The following is a 20,112-nucleotide window of genomic DNA, read 5'->3' on the forward strand; positions in this document are numbered from 1 at the left end:
CATCTGAAATACAACTTTCAGACGGCCTTTTCAATCAAGCACTACTTACTGAATTACAGTTCCCATGCAGCCAATTTAGCAGCGTACGCATCCAAGTCAGCGATTGGACGGGTAGCCACGCCGCTTTCCATAGCTGCTTTAGCGGTAGCAGAAGCAACGCGAGGCAACAGGCGAGAGTCGAATGGTGTAGGAATCAGGTATTCCGCACCGAATTCAAATTTCTTACCGTAAGCGGCAACCACTTCTTCAGTTACCTCTTCCATTGCCAAGTCAGCCAAAGCGTACACGCAGGCACGTTTCATTTCTTCGTTGATGGTGGTCGCGCCGACATCCAATGCGCCACGGAAGATGAATGGGAAGCACAATACGTTGTTTACTTGGTTCGGGAAGTCTGAGCGGCCGGTACCGATTACCACATCCGGACGGGTTTCTTTTGCCAAAGGAGGCAGAATTTCCGGATTTGGGTTTGCCATAGCGAACACGATTGGTTTTTCGTTCATGGTGTTCAGCATTTCAGGGGTCAGCAGGTTTGCACCGGACAGACCCAAGAAGATGTCTTTACCTTTAACGGCATCAGCCAATACGCGTTGGCCGTTGTCTTCGATGGCGTAGAATTGTTTGGACTCGTCCATACGGTCTTTGTCTTCGCGGGTTTTATAAATCACGCCTTTGGAGTCGCAGACGGTAACGTTTTCACGTTTCAGACCCAAATCCAGCAATTGGTTCAAGCAGGCAATCGCTGCGGCACCTGCACCGGAACACACCAACGTCGCTTCTTCAATTTTGCGGCCGGTATAACGCAAAGCGTTCAATACGGCGGCAGCGGTAATGATGGCGGTACCATGTTGGTCGTCGTGGAATACAGGGATTTTGCAACGTTTGCGCAATTCACGTTCGATGTAGAAGCACTCAGGCGCTTTGATGTCTTCGAGGTTGATACCGCCGAAAGTCGGTTCCAAAGAAGCGATGATGTCTACCAATTTTTGCGGGTCTTTTTCATCGATTTCGATATCGAATACGTCAACGCCGGCGAATTTTTTGAACAATACGCCTTTGCCTTCCATTACAGGTTTACCGGCCAATGCGCCGATGTTGCCCAAACCCAACACTGCGGTACCGTTGGAAATCACGGCAACCAAATTGCCTTTGGCAGTGTATTTGTAGGCAGTTTGAGGATCGGCATGGATTTCCATACAAGGAGCGGCTACGCCCGGAGAGTACGCCAACGCCAAATCTTTAGAAGTGGCAAGAGATTTGGTTGGGGTAACGGAGATTTTGCCCGGCACGGGGAATTCGTGGAACTGCAGGGCGGCTTCTTTTAATGAATTTTCCATTTATCGATCCTGTTTGCGAGAGAGATTTTACAGCGAACAAGTCTGAAACAGGCTGCTTCAGACGTTTAAAATTTCTAAAGTCGGATTGTTAACAGACCGGCTTTGTAAGAGGCCGTAATTTTATCATGTTCTTTTGGTGGCGCATACCGATATTTATTACATTTGTTTTGATATTTCGTTTTATTTGGTTTTATGTCTAAAAACTTCTGTAATAATATTTCTTCGCCACACTATTCTTCTTTCAGACGGCATTTTATTTAAACTTAAACATTCAATTCAAAATGACTGTCTAGCGCGGTTTCAATCTGATTTTTTACCGCGTCCAGACTTTGGCTGCTGTCGATGACAGCATAGCATTCCGGCTGTTCGTTAGCACGTTGCAAATACACTTCGCGCACCCGATTGAAAAACTCGGCTTCTTCTTGTTCAAAGCGGTCTTTCTCACGCGTTTGGTTGATGCGCGCCATTGACACTTCCAAAGGCACATCCAACAGCAAAGTTAAATCGGGACGGAAATCACCCTGCACCCAATGCTCAAGCGTGGCAATATCTTGCAAGGGAACGCCGCGTCCGCCGCCTTGATAGGCAAACGTTGCATCGGTAAAGCGGTCGGAAACCACATGTGTGCCGTTTTTCAGGGCGGGCAGAATGACCGTTTCCAAGTGTTGCTGTCTGGCTGCAAACATCAGCAGGGTTTCGGTACGCAGACTGACTTGGGTGACTGGGTTGAGCAGGATTTCACGCAATGCTTCTCCGGCCGGAGTGCCTCCCGGTTCGCGCGTAAACAATACGGGCAGTTGGTGTTTTTCAAACCATGCTTTCATTACGGCGAGGTTGGTGGATTTGCCTGCGCCGTCTATGCCGTCAAGAGTAATAAATCTGGGTTTCATATGGATATCGTCAATTTAAAGGCCGTCTGAAACAGGGATTATAAATGTTTCAGACGGCCTATTCGGTTTATTTCTTCAAAATATATTTGCGCACGGCAGCGTTGTGTTCAGAAAGGTTGTGGCTGAACTCGCTCAAGCCCGTACCATCCATTTTTGAGACGAAATACAGATATTTTTCATCAGACGGATGACCCGCTGCTTCAAGCGCGGCCTTGCCGGGAAGCGCAATCGGAGTTGGTGGCAAACCGCTGCGCGTGTAGGTATTGTAAGGCGTATCGCGTTGCAGGTCGGCTTTGCGGATTCTGCCTTTATACGCATCGCCCATGCCATAGATGACGGTCGGGTCGGTTTGCAGGCGCATGCCGATATTCAGGCGGTTGACGAATACGGCGGCCACATGGGCACGGTCGTCTTCGTGCGCGGTTTCTTTTTCAATCAGACTCGCCATAATCAGCATTTCGTACGGATTTTTATAAGGCAGGCCGCTTTGACGGTCGTCCCATGCTTCTTGCAGGTTTTCCCGCATTTTACGGTAGGCAATTTTGTAAATTTGAAGATCGCTGCCACCGGCATCAATTTCGTAACTATCCGGGAAAAACTGTCCTTCAGGATTGCTGCTCAAAGCATCGGGCGCTACTTCGGCCATCAGTTTTTCATCGCTCCAACCGCGCGTGTCATGGGCAATGTCGGCAGTGTTATCGATAATACGGCGCATTTGGGCAAAACGCGCGCCTTCCAAAATTTGCACGCTGACCGAGTCAGGACGGCCTTTTTTAATGCGTTTTAAAATATCCCAAGCCGATACTTTGGAAGACAGGCGGTAAGAGCCGGCATTAAGTTGGTTGTGTACGCCCATCACATATGCGGCGGCTACCAGCACATAACGGTTATAAACGATGCCGTCTTGAGCCAGTTTGCGGCTGACGGAAGAGATACCTTGGTTTTTGGTAATGGTAATACGGTATGGTTTGCCGTTGTCTTTCGGAACAAACAACAATGCGGCAACCACGGCGGCAAATGCCGTCAAAAATACGGCCAGCCATTTCAACAATTTTTTCAGCATGGTAGGATTCTTGGTTTGTGAACGTGTCGGGCGACAGTATAACCGAAAACAAGCGCACCACGCCCACCACCTTCCCTAACTTATGCTTTCCTATCCCGAAAGGCCGTCTGAAACCATGAATTCCCCTTCAAAAAACATTTGGCAAAACGGCCGCTGGCTGAATGCACGCCAAACTCATTCGCCCAATTTCAGCCCACGCGAACCGGATGAAGACATCTCATTGGTTGTCCTCCACAATATTTCCCTTCCTCCTTTTGAGTACAACACGGGGGCAGTGGAAAATTTGTTTACCAACCAAATCAACCCTGACGAGCACCCTTTTTTCAGTATCATCCACACCTTGCGCGTCTCCAGCCATTTTTTCATCAGCCGTAAAGGCGAAACCGTCCAATTCGTTTCCTGCGACGACATGGCCTATCATGCCGGCGTATCGTCGTTTCAAGGCAGAGAAAAATGCAATGCCTTCTCCATCGGTATCGAATTGGAAGGCTGCGATTTCGAGCCTTTTACCGAAGCACAATACACCAGCCTGCAAGCCTTGCTGACCGCTATCTCCGAACATTACCCGATTCAGGTCGTTACCGGTCATCAGGACATCGCGCCGGACAGGAAAACCGATCCCGGACATTTCTTCGATTGGCCTCGCCTTCAAAAAGCAGGTTTTCCCGTCCGGCGCGGATAACTTTCAGACGGCCTGAAATGATTGGTAGACATAATGCTGTCACAACCGTTTATTTTCGTTATAATTCAGCTATTCATTCGGACGCATAAAGTCCGGCTCCAACGAACTTTCCACGCAGCAAGATTCCGCACCCTGAAAAAGACGGAATGCTGCCTTTTTAAAAAGTGATTACTCCATGATTTTCATCGTCTTAGCCCTCGCCGCCCTTTTGGCGGTCATCGGTTACAACATGTACCAGGAAAACCAATACCGCAAACAAGTGCGCGAACAATTCGGCCATTCCGATAAAGATGCACTTTTGACCAGCAAAACCAAACACGTCCGCGACAGCAAAGAAACCGGCGGCCAAGGTTTGTTTATCAAGAAAAACAAAAAAACCGAAGAGGCATTACGCAACCTGCAAGAGCAAGATGAAATCTACGCGGCAAAAGCCAAACTGGCCCACCCTACACAGATTAAAACGGATGTCGAGTTGACTGTGGAAGACGACTTTTCCGCAGAAGAAAAAGTCCAACACACTGTTATCGGCTTAAACAACGAAATTACCGTCAGCCCTGCCGAAGCCGCTTCTGCTCCGGTTGAAACCGCTGCCGAACCTGTGGCACAAGTCCCATTGATCAGCTTGGACGAATTGTCTCAAGTCGAGCTTCCTTGGTTTGACCCGCGCTTCGACTACATGGCCTACGTCTCCCTGAAACAAGCCCAAGAATTGCACGCCCTGCCGCGCCTTTCCGGCACTCACCGCTTCCAAATCATCGGTTGCACCATGGACGACCATTTCCGCGTTGCCGAGCCGATTCCGGGCGTTTACTACCAAGGCTTCGTTATGGGCCTGCAGGCTGTCAGCCGCAACGGTTTGGCCGCGCGTGAAGAGCTGCAACACTTCGACCAACAGGTTGATGCTTTTGCCCGACTGATGGATGGCAAAGTTTTGCATACCGACTTGGATGCCTTTACCGAAGTTGCACAAGCCCTCGACCAATTCTGTGCGCGTGTTGACCAAACCATCGCCATTCACTTGGTTTCCCACTCCAATATCAGCGGCGTAGAGTTGCGTGCCGCCGTGGAAGATACAGGCTTCAAACTGGGCGAAGACGGTGCGTTCCACTTCGGCGACAACAACAACCCTCAATTGTTCTCCATCCATACTTTGGACAACAAACCGTTTACCAACCCTCTGTTGGACAACCAAGCCTACCGCGGTTTCAGCATGCTTCTGGATATTCCGCATGTTCCGGCCGGCGAAAAAACTTTCGACAAATTTATGGACTTGGCAGTCAAACTCTCCGGCCAACTCAGCTTGGATTTGGTTAACAACCAAATGGAAGAAGTTTCCACCCAATGGCTCAAAGACGTACGCAACTACGTTTTGGCCCGTCAGGAAGAAATGCTTAAAGTCGGCATCAAACCCGGCAGCAAACAAGCCCTGCGTCTGTTCTCTTAAACTTCCCCAATCAAAAAGCGGATATGCAATGACGGCATATCCGTTTTTTTCAGGTAAAATCCCTTTATCTTCAATATTCATTGATTTTCAGACGGCCTCTATCATCAGGCCGTCTGAAAACTCTATTTCGATTGCACATGAATCCGACCGCACAACGTATCAAATACCTGACCGACCTCCTCAACCGCTACGCCTACGAATATTACACCCTAGACGCGCCCAGCGTACCCGATGCCGAATATGACAAATTGTTCCGCGAGCTTGAAGCATTGGAGTTGAATCACCCTGAGTTGAAACTGCCCGACAGCCCGACTCAGCGCGTCGGTGGCGAGCCTTTGGCAGGCTTTGATGAAGTGCGTCATGAAGTGCCTATGTTGTCACTGACCAACGCCTTCTCGCCACAAGATGAAAACGGCGTGTTTGACCATGCCGAAATGTACGCTTTCGATGAGCGCGTTCGTGGCGGATTAAACGGCGAAAAACCAGAATACGTTATCGAGCCTAAATTTGACGGTCTGGCCATCAGCCTACTGTACCGCGACGGCGTATTGACTCAAGCGGCAACCCGTGGCGACGGCACCACAGGCGAAGACGTTACCCAAAACGTCAAAACCGTATCCAACATCCCCCTACGCCTGCATGGAGAAAACATTCCCGGGCTTATCGAAATACGCGGCGAAGTACTGATGCTCAAAGCCGATTTTGCCGCCTTAAACGCACGACAGGCTGAAAACGGACAAAAACCTTTCGCCAATCCGCGCAATGCCGCCGCCGGCAGTCTGCGCCAACTCGATTCGCACATTACGGCACAGCGCAAACTGCATTTCTTCCCCTATTCCATTGCCCGACAACAAGGCGGTTTTATCGCAGAAGAACACCTGCAAGAGCTGAGCTACTGTAAAGAGCTTGGCTTCAGCCTGCCCGATGGCAATTTCGGCTGTTTCCCAAATATCGACGAAGTATTGGCGTTTTACGAAAAAATGCAGCAAAAACGCCCTACTCTACCCTACGAAATCGACGGCATGGTGGTCAAAGTCAACAGTCTGGCACAACAAGAAAAGCTGGGTTTCATCTCACGCGCGCCACGTTGGGCCATTGCCCACAAATTTCCTGCCGAAGAAGCATTGACCATTGTCGAAGCCATTGATGTACAAATCGGGCGTACCGGCGCAGTAACCCCCGTCGCCCGTTTGCAACCTGTATTCGTCGGCGGCGTTACCGTTACTAACGCCACCCTGCATAATCAGGATGAGGTATCGCGAAAAGACGTACGCGTTGGCGATACCGTTGTCGTGCGCCGCGCCGGAGACGTGATTCCCGAGGTGGTGCGCGTAATTTTTGAACGCCGCCCAATGCAGGAGACCAACATTTCCGTTTCAGACGGCCTGCAAGATGATTTATTCGCCGAAACACCTTCTGAAACCCGATCCGAACCGCTTCACAAACCTTACCGCCTGCCCACCCATTGTCCTATCTGCCGCAGCGAAATCGAACGCGAAGAAGGCGAAGCGGTTGCCCGATGCAGCGGCGGTATGCTTTGCCAAGCACAACGTGCGCAAGGTTTAATCCACTTTGCCTCACGCAAAGCCATGGATATCGACGGACTTGGTCAAAAACAAATCGAGCAGCTGGTCGCACAAGATTTGGTTCGTCATTTCGCCGACCTCTACCGCCTTGATATTCCAACCCTGCAAAAAATGAAGGAAACAGCGGATAAAGCATCGGCTAATGAGGAAGAACCATCAAACAGTGAGATTGAAGACTTTGAAAGTGAGACCGGCAATACTCTGCTTGCCAAAAACATTAAAAAACAGCCGACCAAATGGGCGGAAAATATCCTCGCAGGCATAGAAGCCAGCAAAACACCCGAACTCGCCCGCTTCCTTTTTGCCCTCGGCATCCGTCACGTCGGCGAACGCACGGCCAAAACGTTGGCGCAGGCATTCGGCACACTCGAACATGTCCGCCATGCACCTGAACCCATCCTCGCCTGCCTGCCTGATATCGGCACGGTGGTTGCCCGCTCCATCGCTCACTTTTTTGCCCAAGAAGCACAACAGGCGATGATAGACGAGCTACTGTCTGTAGGTGTTGCCCCGCAAAGCCAAGCTGTCACTATCCCTCCTCTGCGCCATGCCGAGCCGCAACGCTGGATTGCCCGCCTGCCCGATTTTAAAATCAGCGAAACCAAAGCACTGGCCTTGTGGGAGCTTGCCGGACAAAGCATAGAAGGCTTGCAAACTGACAAAGCGTTGCCTACCGATTGGCAGACATGGCGCAGTAAACCGCAAAACGCAGCCCTGCTTGAAAATATGAAAACTTTCTTTACTCAAACGCGGTCTAATCTTCAAGATGAAACTATTTCAGACGGCATTAATGAAGCCGTAGCAGGTAAAACCTTTGTATTGACAGGGACTTTACCCACACTCAAACGCGACCAAGCACAAGCCATGATTGAGGCTGCAGGCGGTAAAGTTTCCGGCAGCGTATCTAAAAAAACTGACTACGTTGTCGCCGGAGAAGCTACAGGCAGTAAATTGGAAAAAGCCCAAGCTTTGGGCGTGGCCGTATTGAGCGAAGAAGAATTACTGACGTTGCTGGGATAAGACAGTATATACAGTCTTTTTCGAGCCGCCTGATACTTTATCATGTGGTATTATCGTTACACACAACTACACTTTCGGGGGCTAATCCCTCAGACAAAATAGGATACCAATATGAAACCCATTAAAAAATGCGTCTTCCCCGTTGCCGGTATGGGCACCCGTTTCTTGCCTGCAACCAAAGCCAGCCCCAAAGAAATGCTGCCTATTGTGGACAAACCTCTAATTCAATATGCAGTTGAAGAAGCGGTTGAAGCCGGCTGTACCGAAATGGTGTTTATCACCGGCCGTAACAAACGCAGCATCGAAGATCACTTCGACAAAGCATACGAGTTGGAAACCGAATTGGAATTACGTCAAAAAGACAAACTGTTGGCGCACGTTCGTGACATCCTACCTCCCAACATTACCTGTATGTACATCCGTCAAACTGAAGCATTGGGTTTGGGTCATGCTGTATTGTGCGCGCAGGCTGCCGTTGGTAACGAGCCTTTCGCCGTTATTTTGGCAGACGATTTGATTGATGCGCCTAAAGGTGCGTTGAAACAGATGGTTGATGTGTACAACCAAAGCGGTAACAGCGTTTTAGGCGTTGAAACCGTTGATCCTTCCCAAACAGGCTCTTATGGTATTGTCGAAGTTGAACAGCTGAAAAACTATCAACGTATCACCAATATCGTTGAAAAACCAAAACCGGAAGAAGCGCCTTCCAACCTCGCTGTTGTCGGTCGCTACATCCTGACTCCGCGTATTTTTGACTTGTTGACCAACCTGCCTCGCGGCGCCGGTAATGAAATCCAACTGACAGACGGTATCGCCCGCCTGCTCGACCATGAGTTTGTGTTGGCTCATGAGTTTGATGGCAAACGCTACGACTGCGGCAGCAAATTGGGTTACCTTGAAGCAACCGTGGCTTATGGTTTGAAACACCCTGAAACTGGGGAACAATTCAAAGAATTGCTCAAGCAATACGCTTAAACCCAGCCATTATAAAAAGGCCGTCTGAAATTTCAGACGGCCTTTTTCTCATACTTATTTCTTCCAATATGCCGGAGTAAACAAAATCAGAACGGTAAAAATCTCCAAACGTCCCAACAACATCACCGCCGTACACAGCCACTTCTGTACATCGCTCAGCGCGGCGTAATTATGCGACGGACCAACTGCCCCCAAACCCGGCCCTGCATTGGTAATACAGGCAATGACTGCCGTAAAGGCGGATAAAAAGTCCAAGCCTGCCGCCATTAGTAAAAAGCTGAATACGATGACCGTCATAAAATAAATAAAGATGAACGACATGACAGTCAGCGCCATGCGATCCGGAATAGAACGGTTGTTAACCTTTACCGTACGAACCGCACGCGGGTGCAGCAAAATCAACATTTCACGCAAGCTGAATTTGAACAACACCAATGCCCGAACGTTTTTAATACCACCCCCCATAGAGCCTGAACTTGCCAATACGTTCGACAGGAAAAACATCCACAACGACACAATCAGCGGCCATTGGGCAAAGTCAGCATTGGAAAAACCGCTTGCCAATCCGATGGATACAAAGTTGAAGCTGACAAAGCGCAAAGCTTCGCCAAGGCTTTGATAAACGTCCTGCTGCCATAAATACAATGCCGAAATCAAAATACTGCCCGACAAAACCAGCAACATGGAACGGCATTCTTCATCTTTCCAATACACCTGTAAAGAGCGGTTGCCCAGTGCAGTAAAGTGGCTGGCGAAATTGATACCGCCCCAGACAGTAAAAAACATCAACGTCCATTCGACTGCTACGGAATCAAAATAGGCAACGCTGTCATCATGTGTCGAAAAACCGCCCAAGGCCACAGCCGACATCGCATGGCACAAGGCATCAAACCAGCCCATGCCGGCAATATGCAAGGATACAAAGGCCGCAGCAGTTGTCAGTGCATAGGCAAACCACAATCGTTTGGCCACTTGCGAAATACGGGGAGCCATCTTGCTTTCTTTATCCATACCCGGAATTTCCGCTTTGAAAAGCTGCGTCCCCCCCACGCCCAACATCGGCAAAATTGCCACAGCCAACACGATAATACCCATACCGCCAAGCCAGTTGAGCATGTGCCGCCAAAAATTCACCGACGGTGCCAGCGTATCCAAGCCGGAAATCACTGTTGCCCCCGTTGTCGTCAGCCCCGACATCGCTTCAAAAAACGCATCGGTGAAACTCATGGACGGCATATAGAAATAAATCGGCATCGCCGCCACGATGGCAAAGGCCAGCCACAGCATCAATACCAGGGTAAATCCGTCACGCGGCCGCAATTCACGGTTGAAACGCAAAGTCAGCACCCAAGTAATACACGACACCAACAATACCGTCAAAGCCGTATATGCAAACACGATAAACGCGCTGTCGTGATAAAAATACGACATCAGTGTCGGCACTGCCAACAGCAGTGAAAACAACAGCCCCAGCTTGGACAATACATGGATAATCGGCATAACCTTGCTTACCGCACCACCCAATCTGAAACCCTTATACAAATACATCATATCCCTATCATCAGAAAACAAAATATTCAGACGGCCTCATGAAAAAAAAGGCCGTCTGAAACAGCATATTTTATCAAAATGCCGCACCCCCGTGATAAAGAAAAACCAAAAAACACTTGCCTGCTCTTTTTCTAGGAGTATAATGTTATACCATAACACTTACTGGAGAAAGAAATGAAACCCGATATCCACCCAGACAACTATCGTACCGTCCTGTTTTACGACAGCGGTGCAGACCAAGGATGGCTCATCCGTTCATGTGCCAATACCCACGGAAAAACCATGGTTTGGAAAGACGGAGTAGAGTATCCCCTCTTCTCTCTTGATACCTCTTCCGCGTCCCACCCCGTATACACAGGCAAACAACGCAATGTTAATGTCGAAGGTCGCGCCAGCAAGTTCAACCAACGTTACCAATCCATGATGTCTTCTTTCAGAAAGGATAAATGATGCAAGTCCTCTCATCCCTAAAAACTGCAAAAAAACGACACCGCGACTGCCAAATTGTCCGCCGAAAAGGCAAAGTGTACGTCATTTGCAAGAGCAATCCACGTTTTAAAGCACGCCAGCGTTAAGCTGTCCTATCCTTCTTTCAATGTAACTCTCTGAATTTTCCGCACTTTCGTTTACCTCTAGCGCAAGTGCGGCTTTTTTCAAACTGCATTAATCATTCATATCAAAACTACAAAGAATCCTGCCATACTCCCGGAAACAGGAAGAAAAAGTAAATAATGGTTATCCCTATTGTGAAGCCATAAAGATATTTATAACATGCCGCTACATTCTTCCTTCAACACTGACCATAGGAGTCAAAAATGAAAGTAAAAGCCCTGCTTGCAATTGCCGCCGCCATGAGCCTCGCTGCCTGTGCCGCACCTGAAGCCCATCGCCATGACCATGGTCAACGTCATGAGCACAATCATGACCACGAACATGGCCACCAACATCATGACATGCACAACCATGGCCGTGTTCAATCATTCAGCTGCGAAAACGGCCTGTCTGTACAAGTCCGCAACCTGAGCACCAACCAAGTTGAACTGCGTCTGGACGACAAAGTTGCCACCCTGTCTTCTGCCGTTGCAGGTTCAGGCGAACGCTATGTTGCCAACCAAGGCCTGTTCGGCAAAGGCGCTGAATGGCATCAAAAAGGCAGCGAAGCATTCTTCGGCTTCACTGACCCATACGGCAACAAAGTAGAAACTTCTTGCTCTGCACGCTAATTTCTACTTAGCAATAGAATAGCTGAAGGCCGTCTGAAAACTTGTTTCAGACGGCCTTTTATATTGGATAAAACGAAAGTTTCCGTTTAATGAGAAAATGCAAATATGAGGCTATTTGAAGGTTCAAAATACGTCCATACTCTACAGATAAGTAAGGCCCTTTGAAAAGTGCTTTCTACGAGAATATTTTTTCAATATACGTCAAATCCACTATGCCCATACTGACTATCTCTATTGATCAAAACTACAAATCCCAATTACCCTTCAAAATCTATTCGCTATACGAAACGATTCAATAAACAAAGGCCGTCTGAAAACCTATTTTCAAAGTTTTCAGACGGCCTTTATCTTAGACCAAACCATTAAGCGTAATGTCTGTCTTCGCCTTTACCGTCAACGTTATCGGCACAACGTTTACAGATGGTTTCATGGCCTGCAACTGCGCCCACATCGTGGGTGTAGTGCCAACAGCGTTCGCATTTTTCACCATCGCTGGCTTTAGCGGTTACAGCAAGTTCATCACCTACTTTCACTTCAGCCTTAGACACCAGCAAAGCAAAACGCAATTCTTCGCCCAAAGTGTTCAGATAATCGGCAATTTCTTCCGGAGCCGTAATTTCGGCTTCAGCTTGCAATGAAGAACCGACGGTTTTATCCGTACGCAGAGGCTCGATGGCGGCAGTTACTGCTTCGCGTGCTTCGCGGATTGCCGTCCATTTTTTCACCAATTCGGCTTCGGCTTTTTCATTGATAGATGGGAACTCATGCCATGTATGGAAGAGGACGCTGTCTTCTTCGCCGCCACCGATGATGTCCCATGCTTCCTCGCCGGTGAAGCACAAAATCGGAGCAATCAACAGAACCAAACTGCGTGTGATGTGATACAAGGCAGTTTGCGCGCTGCGGCGTGCATGGCTGTCTGCTTTGGTGGTGTAGAGGCGGTCTTTCAGGATATCGAGGTAGAACGCACCCAAGTCTTCCGAGCAGAAAGAAACAATGTCTTTTACGGCAAAATGGAAAGCATAGCGCGGATAGTAATCACCTGCCAGACGCTCTTGCAGCTGACGAGCCAATACCACGGCGTAGCGGTCGATTTCCACCATGTCTGCCTGTTGCACGGCATCTTCAATAGGATTGAAGTCGCTGAGGTTGGCAAACAGGAAGCTCAAGGTATTGCGGATACGGCGGTAGCTTTCGGTTACGCGCTTGAGGATTTCTTTGGAAATTGCCAATTCGCCGCTGTAATCGGTGGATGCCGCCCACAGACGCAGGATGTCCGCGCCAAACTCATTATAGACTTCTTGCGGTGCAACGACGTTGCCGATGGATTTCGACATTTTGCGGCCGTTTTGGTCAACCACGAAACCGTGGGTCAGCAGCTGTTTGTATGGCGCACGACCCATGGATGAGGCGCAACCGGTCAGCATAGATGATTGGAACCAGCCGCGGTGTTGGTCGCTCCCTTCGAGGTACAAGTCAGCCGGCCATTCCAATTCTTCTCGTTGTTTCACAACGGAATAATGGGTCGAGCCTGAGTCGAACCATACGTCCATCGTGTCGGAAAGTTTGTCGTAATTTTCACAATCTTCCGCGCTCAAGAATTCGCTCTTTTCAAGAGAGAACCACGCTTCGATGCCTTTTTCTTCGATTTTTTGGGCAACTTTTTCCAAAAGCTCAGCGGAGTTTGGATGCAGCTCACCGGTTTCTTTGTGAACAAAGAAAGTCATCGGCGTGCCCCAATAGCGTTGGCGTGAAACGACCCAGTCGGGGCGGCCTTCGATCATGGCTTCGAGGCGAGCGCGACCCCAAGACGGGAAGAATTCGGTGTCGTCCACAGCTTTGATGGCTTTGTCGCGCAGGGTCTTGCCGTCGCTGCCGGCTTTGTCCATGCCGACAAACCATTGACCTGTCGCGCGGTAAATCAGCGGGGTTTTGTGGCGCCAGCAATGGGCGTAGCTGTGTTCGATTTTGCTGCTTGCCAAGAGGTTGCCGGTTTCTTCCAGCCATTGCAGGATGACGGGATTGGCTTCCCAAACGCTCATACCGGCAACACGCAGCGTTTCGCTGATGTATTTGCCTTCGGCGTTGACAGGGTTGTAAAGCTCGATGCCGTATTTGTTGCAGACGGCGTAGTCTTCCAGACCGTGAGCAGGAGCAGTATGCACCAAGCCGGTACCCGCATCGGTGGTAACGTGGTCGCCGTTGAGCATGGGAATATCGCGTTCGAGAAACGGATGATTCATGTGCAGATTTTCCAGCTTGTCGCCGGTGGTTTCGGCAAGAATAGCAATGCCGTCTGAAAAACCGTAACGTTTGAGCGCATCTTCTGCCAAATCTTTGGCCAACACCAATTTGCCTTTAGGCGTATCAATCAGTTGATACACCACGTCTGCGCCAGCTGAAACTGCTTGGCTCGCAGGCAGCGTCCAAGGCGTGGTCGTCCAGATAACGGCAAATGCTTTACCTTCGATACTTGCCAAACCGAATGCGGCGGCAAGCGCGGCAGTGTCTTTAAACGGATAGGCAACGTCAATCGCAGGCGATACTTTGTCTTTATATTCCACTTCGGCTTCGGCCAATGAAGAGCCGCAGTCCAAACAGAATTGAACCGGTTTCGCTCCGCGGTAGAGATAGCCGGATTTGTAGATTTCGCCGAGCATACGCACAGTATCCGCCTCGGTTTTGAAATCCATGGTCAGGTAAGGATTGTCCCAGTCGCCCAACACGCCCAAGCGGATAAAGTCTTTTTTCTGACGGGCAATCTGTTCGGCGGCGTATTCGCGGCACAATTCGCGGAAACGGGCTTTAGGCATGTCTTTGCCGTGCAGTTTTTCCACCATCACTTCGATAGGCAAACCGTGGCAGTCCCAACCCGGTACGTAAGGCGCGTCAAAACCGGCTTGGGTTTTGCTGCGGATAATGATGTCTTTGAGAATTTTATTGACGGCATGACCGATGTGGATGTCGCCGTTGGCATACGGAGGACCGTCGTGCAGAATGAATTTCGGGCGGCCTTTGGCGATTTCGCGCAGTTTTGGGTAGCGTTTTTGCTCGTACCAGCTTTTCAGCCATGCAGGCTCGCGCTTGGCAAGATTGCCGCGCATTGGAAACGGGCTCTCGAGCAGGTTTACGGTTTTACTGTAATCGGTCATTTTTTGATCTCTATTGTTGCGGTATTTCGGTTTCAGACGGCCTGATTGCTCATTTTGAAAAGAACAGGCCGTCTGAAAAAATTCAAAGGACTTATTGTAGCCCAATTGTCTTGATTTTATAAGCTTCTAGAAGCGTTTCTATGCTTCCCAAACCCTCGCATCTTCCATATCTTGCAAAATTTGAGTTTTCAATGCTTCGATACTCTCAAATTTTTTCTCGTCACGCAGTTTGTGCAGGAAACGGACGAAGATACGCTGGCCGTACAAATCGCCGTTGAAATCGAACAGATGGACTTCCAGCTTCTGCGATCGGTTGTTGCTGACAGTGGGATTAAAACCAAAGCTGGCAACGCCTCGGCGCGTACCGAATGTGCCGTCTGCCTCAACTACAAATACGCCGCTTAGCGCATAATGATACGGAGGAAGCTGTACATTGGCGGTAGGCGCGTTGATGGTGCGGCCGAGTTTTTGCCCGTGTTTGACCTTGCCACTTAACACGTAATCATGGCCCAACAGTTTTTTGGCATATTCCAACTCGCCGTCTGAAAGGGCTTGGCGGACGGCAGTACTACTGGTGCGGATGTCTTCAACGATAACGGACGGCGTGCGCTCGGTTTGCATATCGGGCTGTTGTGCCAAGAGTTCAAAACAACCTTCACGGCCGGCACCGAAACGGAAATCGTCGCCAATCAGCAGATAACGCGTATTGAGCGTTTGGCGCAAAAGCTGGTCGATAAACGCTTGTGCACTCATATTGGAGAAAGCTTGGTTAAAACGTAAGACCCAAACGGCATCTACACAACTGGTTTCACGCAAAAGGCGCAATTTGGTACGTAGCGGGCTGATGCGATAAGGCAGCTTTTTCCCGGCTTTACGCGCAAAAAATTCTTTGGGCTGAGGCTCAAAAACAACAACGACAACAGGCAGACCGCACTGGTCTGCCTCTCGTTTGAGTTTTTGTAGAATGTGTTTATGCCCGAGGTGTACGCCGTCGAAGTTGCCGATGGTTACGGCGGCTCCTTGCGGAAATTTGGGCGCGTGTCGCTGTCCAAGCCAGATGTTCATGGGTGGTGGTATTGTGTTTGAATAGGCGGCTATTGTAAACGTTATTGCCGTTTCAATAAACCTTAGGCCGTCTGAAACCAATAAATATATGCTTTCAGACGGCCTTAAAGTTTGTTAATACCTTACCACCACCAAGGATAACGGCCAAACGGATAGCCCCAATCGTCGTAATAGCGATAGTAGCGGGCTTCGCGCAGCTGTTCTTGGGAAATATAGTTTTGCCATGCCATTTTGTAGCAGGCTTGGAACATCGGATCGGAAACTTTGTCGATATATTTGAGGCGGAAGGCTTTTTGTTCCGCAGTTGCGGCACCGGGTTTGCCTTCTTCGTCAAATTTTCGGCGGATCAGCGCGGCAGTCTCTTGGTCGCATTGAGCGGCAAGATGTACTTGAAGATCCTGCTCATAACGTTTCTGCGCTTGGGCGCGTGCGGCTTTTTGCTCAGGCGTGGTGGCACAGGCAGCAAGTAATGCGGCAGCACCAATCAATAAGGTCAGGCGGATAGAATTCATCGGATGTTTCCTTATACTCATGTATGGCTATTAATGTACGCCCTCATCTTGCAATGAGCAAGTGTGGCAACTTGGGGACACTTTATATTATTTGTTCTTGGCAGCAGGCAGTTGCATATAAAATACACCCAGTATAAACGCTCGACCCAATCCTCAAATCAATGAACGACGACAAACGGCCCCACTCTTACCGACCGCGCCACCATAGGCAACACACGCCGCCGTTTTGGCAGGCAGACCGCCCGTACCTGCACGAACACAATATTTCCGATGCCCGTTTCAGACGGCTGGGTTACATCATGGCCTTTCTTGCCGGTGCGATTAATGCCGGCGGTTACTTCGCATTCTCACGTTATACCTCCCACGTTACCGGCTCAATGTCGCTGTTGGCAGATGTTTTGTATCTTCAAGAGTGGAGTGTGGCCATTATTGCCACAATCAGCGTGTTGTGTTTTGTTGCCGGAGCCGCGCATTCGGGCTGGGTGATTTTGTGGACGCAGCAAATGCGTTTCCGTGGCAGCTTTGGTTTTTCCATGTGGCTGGAAGCGATTTATCTGTTGATCTTCGGCTTGTTCGGCATTACCGCGATGGAATGGGATTTTGGCGGCTTGGATTTCATCATGCCGTCTTTAGCATTGTTTTTATTGTGCTTTATCATGGGCATGCACAATACAGTCATTACGCTTTTGTCCGGCTCCGCCATCCGCTCCACCCACATGACCGGCACGGCAACCGATTTGGGCATTGAAATTTCACGCGCACTTTATTATTCCAAGCAACATCATCCGCGCCTGCCGCACGTCCGTGTCAACAAACCGAAAATGTGGCTTTTAAGTGGCCTAATGCTGTCGTTTTTACTGGGCGGCATCGTTGGCGTATGGGGTTATCATTTGGTCGGCCATCATTTCGCCCTGCCCGTTTCCGCCGTTTTGTTCATACTGGGCGCAGGCTCGGTGGGATACGATGTCAAAGTCAGACTGAAATGGGCTTTTGTCAGCTGGTATCGCCGTAAAAAGGAAAAACGGAAGAAATCGTAAAGAAACCTGCTTTTTATCTGGCGACAAAGTGGCCAAACGGTCAGACAAATGCAGAAATGTTTCAGTATTATGTTAACTGGCAAATATTTGCGTAATATCGGGTTAAACCCATTCTTTTGCGTTTCGGATATTCGGTATCATTAATTCGTAATGACCCACGCGGTTTTTATTCATTTTTTCAGACGGCCCGATCCGTCATCTAAAAAGAGGATACGACATGAAATTCTTGAAACCCCTGACCGTTATTGCTACTGCCATTCCTTTGGCACTTACCGGCTGTGTGACCGATCCTGCTACGGGTCAACAATCCGCCAGCAAAACCGCTATGTACGGTTTAGGCGGTGCGGCTGTTTGCGGCATCGTTGGTGCGCTGACCCACGGCGGTAAAGGCGCGCGTAACTCCGCATTGGCTTGTGGTGCAGTAGGTGCCGGTATCGGCGGTTACATGGACTACCAAGAGAAAAAACTGCGTCAAAGCCTGGCCAACACCAACATCGAAGTTGAACGTCAAGGCAACCAAATCAAACTGGTTATGCCTGAAAACGTAACCTTCGCTACCGGCAGCGCGGCCCTGAGCGGCCAAGCTCAAAGCGCTTTGTCTGCCGCTGCACAAACTTTGGTTCAATATCCTGACACTACTTTGACCATCAACGGCCACACCGACAATACCGGTAACGACGCCATCAACGAGCCATTGTCTCGCAACCGCGCCGAATCTGTTGCCATCTTCCTGCAATCCCGTGGCGTAAGCAGCACCCGTTTGAGCACTTTCGGTTACGGCTCCCGTCAACCCATCTCCTCCAACGCTACTGTTGAAGGCCGCGCACAAAACCGCCGCGTTGAAATCTTGATCAACCCCGACCAACACGCCATTGACGCCGCTAAAAAACAAATGTAATCCGACATCTGTCTGATTCCCATACTTAAGGCCGTCTGAAATTTCAGACGGCCTTTTTCTTTGTAGATTTTGTTTGCAATTTCTCCTTCTTAATCCAATCCACCATAAAATTTATTCTTTTATTAACAAGACTTTTCAATTTTTCCTTTAAAAAGACTATATTAATACTCTAATTTTTACACTGACTTAGAGTATAATCCCTAAAATTTTAAAAACACGCCTCATGCCGTCTGAAAAACGGCGGCGAAAAACACACTTATTTATATACACATCAGCCCGTTATCCAATCCATTTCATAGGATTTCAGACGGCACTATCCAGAATCTATGAAGGAGCATCCATGCAAAACAACTTTGACCCATTGATTATCCGTGGCAAATCACTGATCCCCGTCGTACAAGGCGGTATGGGCGTAGGCGTTTCCGCATCAAAACTCTCCAGCGCGGTTGCGCGCGAAAACGGCGTGGGTACGATTGCCAGCGTCGATTTGCGCCACTTGCACGAAGATTTGCTGGCCGAATCAAAAATCGATTCCAGCGAAGAAAAATACACCCGCCTCAACTGCATCGCGCTTGACCGTGAAATCAAAAAAGCCAAAGCCGATTCAGAAGGCAAAGGCATGATTGCCGTCAACGTCATGAAAGCCGTAAAAGACCATGCCGCTTACGTCCGTCAGGCCTGTGAATCCGGTGCAGACGCGGTTGTAATGGGTGCAGGTTTGCCTTTGGACTTGCCGGAAATGACCGAAGGCTACCACAAAGATGTCGCCCTTTTCCCTATCCTGTCCGAATCACGCGGTATCAACATCGTTTTGAAACGTTGGATGAAAAAAGGCATCTTGCCCGATGCCATCGTTATCGAACACCCTGCCCACGCAGCCGGCCATTTGGGCGCGGCGACCGTTGACGGCGTGAACGATGCCAAATTCGAGTTCAAACGCGTTATTGAAGAAACGTTTGAAGTATTCAAAAACTTGGGCTTGGAAAGCGAAAAAATCCCGTTGGTACTCGCCGGCGGCATGGCAAACTTTGAAAAAGTCAAAACAGCCTTGAAAAACTGGGGCGCGTCCGCCGTCCAAATCGGTACCGCGTTTGCCGTGACCGAAGAAGGCGATGCCCACATCAACTTCAAAAAAACGCTGACCGGTGCGGAAACCGAACAAGTGGTTGAATTCATGTCTGTTGCCGGTTTGCCTGCTCGCGGCGTGCGCACCAAATTCCTCGACAGCTACATCAAACGCGAAGCCAAATTGCAAGCCAATGCCAAAAACGATCCGCGCCGTTGCACCCAAGGCCTGAACTGCCTGACCAGCTGCGGCTTGCGCGACGGTTTGGCCAAAGCCGGCCAATTCTGTATCGACATCCAACTTTCCGCGGCATTCCGCGGTGAAGTTGATAAAGGCCTGTTTTTCCGAGGCAAAGACCCATTGCCGTTTGGCAATGCCATCCGTACGGTTCAAGAAACCATTCATTATCTCTTGAACGGTTCCCTGCCCGCCGTCCCTGCCAAATAAACGCATCAATATTCAAAAGGCCGTCTGAAAAACATTGAACTGGCCCCCAAATCTTGGACACTCATAAAAGCCTATTCAGGCGCTCTGTGCAAGCTGGGTTCTGTATGCGACAGGACTCAGCTTTTTCAATTTCAAACTGCAACGCTCCCGGTTGTAGTAATCCATAT

At 49.4% G+C, this 20,112-nt stretch carries 18 protein-coding genes; 10 read left to right on the plus strand and 8 right to left on the minus strand.

Annotated elements, in window-relative coordinates; translation table 11 throughout:
• Nucleotides 1–53: 53 nt before the first annotated feature.
• From ACTHTA_RS09235 to mltG, 3 genes are all read right to left on the minus strand, one after another.
• Nucleotides 54–1,334: a malic enzyme-like NAD(P)-binding protein gene (locus tag ACTHTA_RS09235; protein WP_080974648.1), complete on the minus strand. Its 1,281-nt coding sequence runs from the start codon at nt 1,332–1,334 to the stop codon at nt 54–56.
• A gap of 263 nt (nt 1,335–1,597) precedes the next feature.
• The gene (gene tmk / locus ACTHTA_RS09240) at nt 1,598–2,224 is read right to left on the minus strand and encodes a dTMP kinase (protein WP_308888276.1); all 627 of its coding nucleotides are present in this window, start codon (nt 2,222–2,224) and stop codon (nt 1,598–1,600) included.
• A 67-nt stretch (nt 2,225–2,291) separates the two neighbouring features.
• Nucleotides 2,292–3,287, minus strand: coding sequence for an endolytic transglycosylase MltG (mltG, locus tag ACTHTA_RS09245; RefSeq protein ID WP_250600947.1), 996 nt, complete (start codon nt 3,285–3,287; stop codon nt 2,292–2,294).
• Between the two features lie 115 nt (nt 3,288–3,402).
• Between mltG and ampD the strand changes: the two genes are divergently transcribed.
• From ampD to galU, 4 genes are all read left to right on the plus strand, one after another.
• The gene (ampD, locus tag ACTHTA_RS09250) at nt 3,403–3,969 is read left to right on the plus strand and encodes a 1,6-anhydro-N-acetylmuramyl-L-alanine amidase AmpD (RefSeq protein ID WP_070630510.1); all 567 of its coding nucleotides are present in this window, start codon (nt 3,403–3,405) and stop codon (nt 3,967–3,969) included.
• 175 nt (nt 3,970–4,144) lie between these two features.
• Nucleotides 4,145–5,413, plus strand: coding sequence for a cell division protein ZipA C-terminal FtsZ-binding domain-containing protein (locus tag ACTHTA_RS09255; protein WP_308888275.1), 1,269 nt, complete (start codon nt 4,145–4,147; stop codon nt 5,411–5,413).
• A gap of 137 nt (nt 5,414–5,550) precedes the next feature.
• Nucleotides 5,551–8,019: an NAD-dependent DNA ligase LigA gene (gene ligA, locus ACTHTA_RS09260; RefSeq protein WP_308888274.1), complete on the plus strand. Its 2,469-nt coding sequence runs from the start codon at nt 5,551–5,553 to the stop codon at nt 8,017–8,019.
• A 111-nt stretch (nt 8,020–8,130) separates the two neighbouring features.
• Entirely contained in the window at nt 8,131–8,994 is an 864-nt protein-coding gene (gene galU, locus ACTHTA_RS09265; protein WP_440364446.1) for a UTP--glucose-1-phosphate uridylyltransferase GalU, read from the plus strand.
• Nucleotides 8,995–9,048: 54 nt separating this feature from the next.
• On the opposite strand, the gene ACTHTA_RS09270 is transcribed toward galU, so the two are convergent.
• Nucleotides 9,049–10,545: a TrkH family potassium uptake protein gene (locus ACTHTA_RS09270; RefSeq protein WP_308888273.1), complete on the minus strand. Its 1,497-nt coding sequence runs from the start codon at nt 10,543–10,545 to the stop codon at nt 9,049–9,051.
• Between the two features lie 174 nt (nt 10,546–10,719).
• Between ACTHTA_RS09270 and ACTHTA_RS09275 the strand changes: the two genes are divergently transcribed.
• The 3 genes from ACTHTA_RS09275 to ACTHTA_RS09285 all read left to right on the plus strand — a co-directional run bounded on the left by ACTHTA_RS09275 (nt 10,720) and on the right by ACTHTA_RS09285 (nt 11,768).
• Complete coding sequence (locus tag ACTHTA_RS09275) at nt 10,720–10,995, plus strand: type B 50S ribosomal protein L31 (protein ID WP_004464264.1); 276 nt, start codon at nt 10,720–10,722, stop codon at nt 10,993–10,995.
• Complete coding sequence (gene ykgO, locus ACTHTA_RS09280) at nt 10,995–11,120, plus strand: type B 50S ribosomal protein L36 (protein ID WP_003685279.1); 126 nt, start codon at nt 10,995–10,997, stop codon at nt 11,118–11,120. The genes ACTHTA_RS09275 and ykgO overlap by 1 nt, the downstream gene beginning before the upstream one ends.
• A gap of 240 nt (nt 11,121–11,360) precedes the next feature.
• Nucleotides 11,361–11,768, plus strand: a complete 408-nt coding sequence (locus tag ACTHTA_RS09285; protein WP_308888272.1) for an MliC family protein — start codon at nt 11,361–11,363, stop codon at nt 11,766–11,768.
• A 362-nt stretch (nt 11,769–12,130) separates the two neighbouring features.
• On the opposite strand, the gene ileS is transcribed toward ACTHTA_RS09285, so the two are convergent.
• The 3 genes from ileS to ACTHTA_RS09300 form a co-directional block, all read right to left on the minus strand.
• The gene (gene ileS, locus ACTHTA_RS09290) at nt 12,131–14,920 is read right to left on the minus strand and encodes an isoleucine--tRNA ligase (protein WP_308888271.1); all 2,790 of its coding nucleotides are present in this window, start codon (nt 14,918–14,920) and stop codon (nt 12,131–12,133) included.
• Between the two features lie 138 nt (nt 14,921–15,058).
• Nucleotides 15,059–15,985: a bifunctional riboflavin kinase/FAD synthetase gene (gene ribF, locus ACTHTA_RS09295; protein ID WP_440364447.1), complete on the minus strand. Its 927-nt coding sequence runs from the start codon at nt 15,983–15,985 to the stop codon at nt 15,059–15,061.
• Between the two features lie 122 nt (nt 15,986–16,107).
• Entirely contained in the window at nt 16,108–16,497 is a 390-nt protein-coding gene (locus tag ACTHTA_RS09300) for a hypothetical protein (protein ID WP_308186827.1), read from the minus strand.
• Between the two features lie 161 nt (nt 16,498–16,658).
• Here ACTHTA_RS09300 and ACTHTA_RS09305 point away from each other — a divergent pair, with 161 nt between their 5' ends.
• The 3 genes from ACTHTA_RS09305 to ACTHTA_RS09315 all read left to right on the plus strand — a co-directional run bounded on the left by ACTHTA_RS09305 (nt 16,659) and on the right by ACTHTA_RS09315 (nt 19,945).
• Complete coding sequence (locus ACTHTA_RS09305; protein WP_308888269.1) at nt 16,659–17,534, plus strand: YoaK family protein; 876 nt, start codon at nt 16,659–16,661, stop codon at nt 17,532–17,534.
• A gap of 217 nt (nt 17,535–17,751) precedes the next feature.
• Nucleotides 17,752–18,432 (plus strand): OmpA family protein, encoded by a 681-nt coding sequence (locus ACTHTA_RS09310; protein WP_308888268.1) that lies wholly within the window; start codon nt 17,752–17,754, stop codon nt 18,430–18,432.
• Between the two features lie 340 nt (nt 18,433–18,772).
• Nucleotides 18,773–19,945 (plus strand): NAD(P)H-dependent flavin oxidoreductase, encoded by a 1,173-nt coding sequence (locus ACTHTA_RS09315; RefSeq protein WP_308888267.1) that lies wholly within the window; start codon nt 18,773–18,775, stop codon nt 19,943–19,945.
• A 75-nt stretch (nt 19,946–20,020) separates the two neighbouring features.
• On the opposite strand, the gene ACTHTA_RS09320 is transcribed toward ACTHTA_RS09315, so the two are convergent.
• Entirely contained in the window at nt 20,021–20,110 is a 90-nt protein-coding gene (locus tag ACTHTA_RS09320; RefSeq protein ID WP_099048457.1) for an IS3 family transposase, read from the minus strand.
• Between the last annotated feature and the right edge of the window lie 2 nt (nt 20,111–20,112).

The organism is Neisseria sp. P0013.S005 (assembly GCF_051958425.1).
GTDB classification, from domain to species: Bacteria; Pseudomonadota; Gammaproteobacteria; order Burkholderiales; family Neisseriaceae; genus Neisseria; species Neisseria subflava.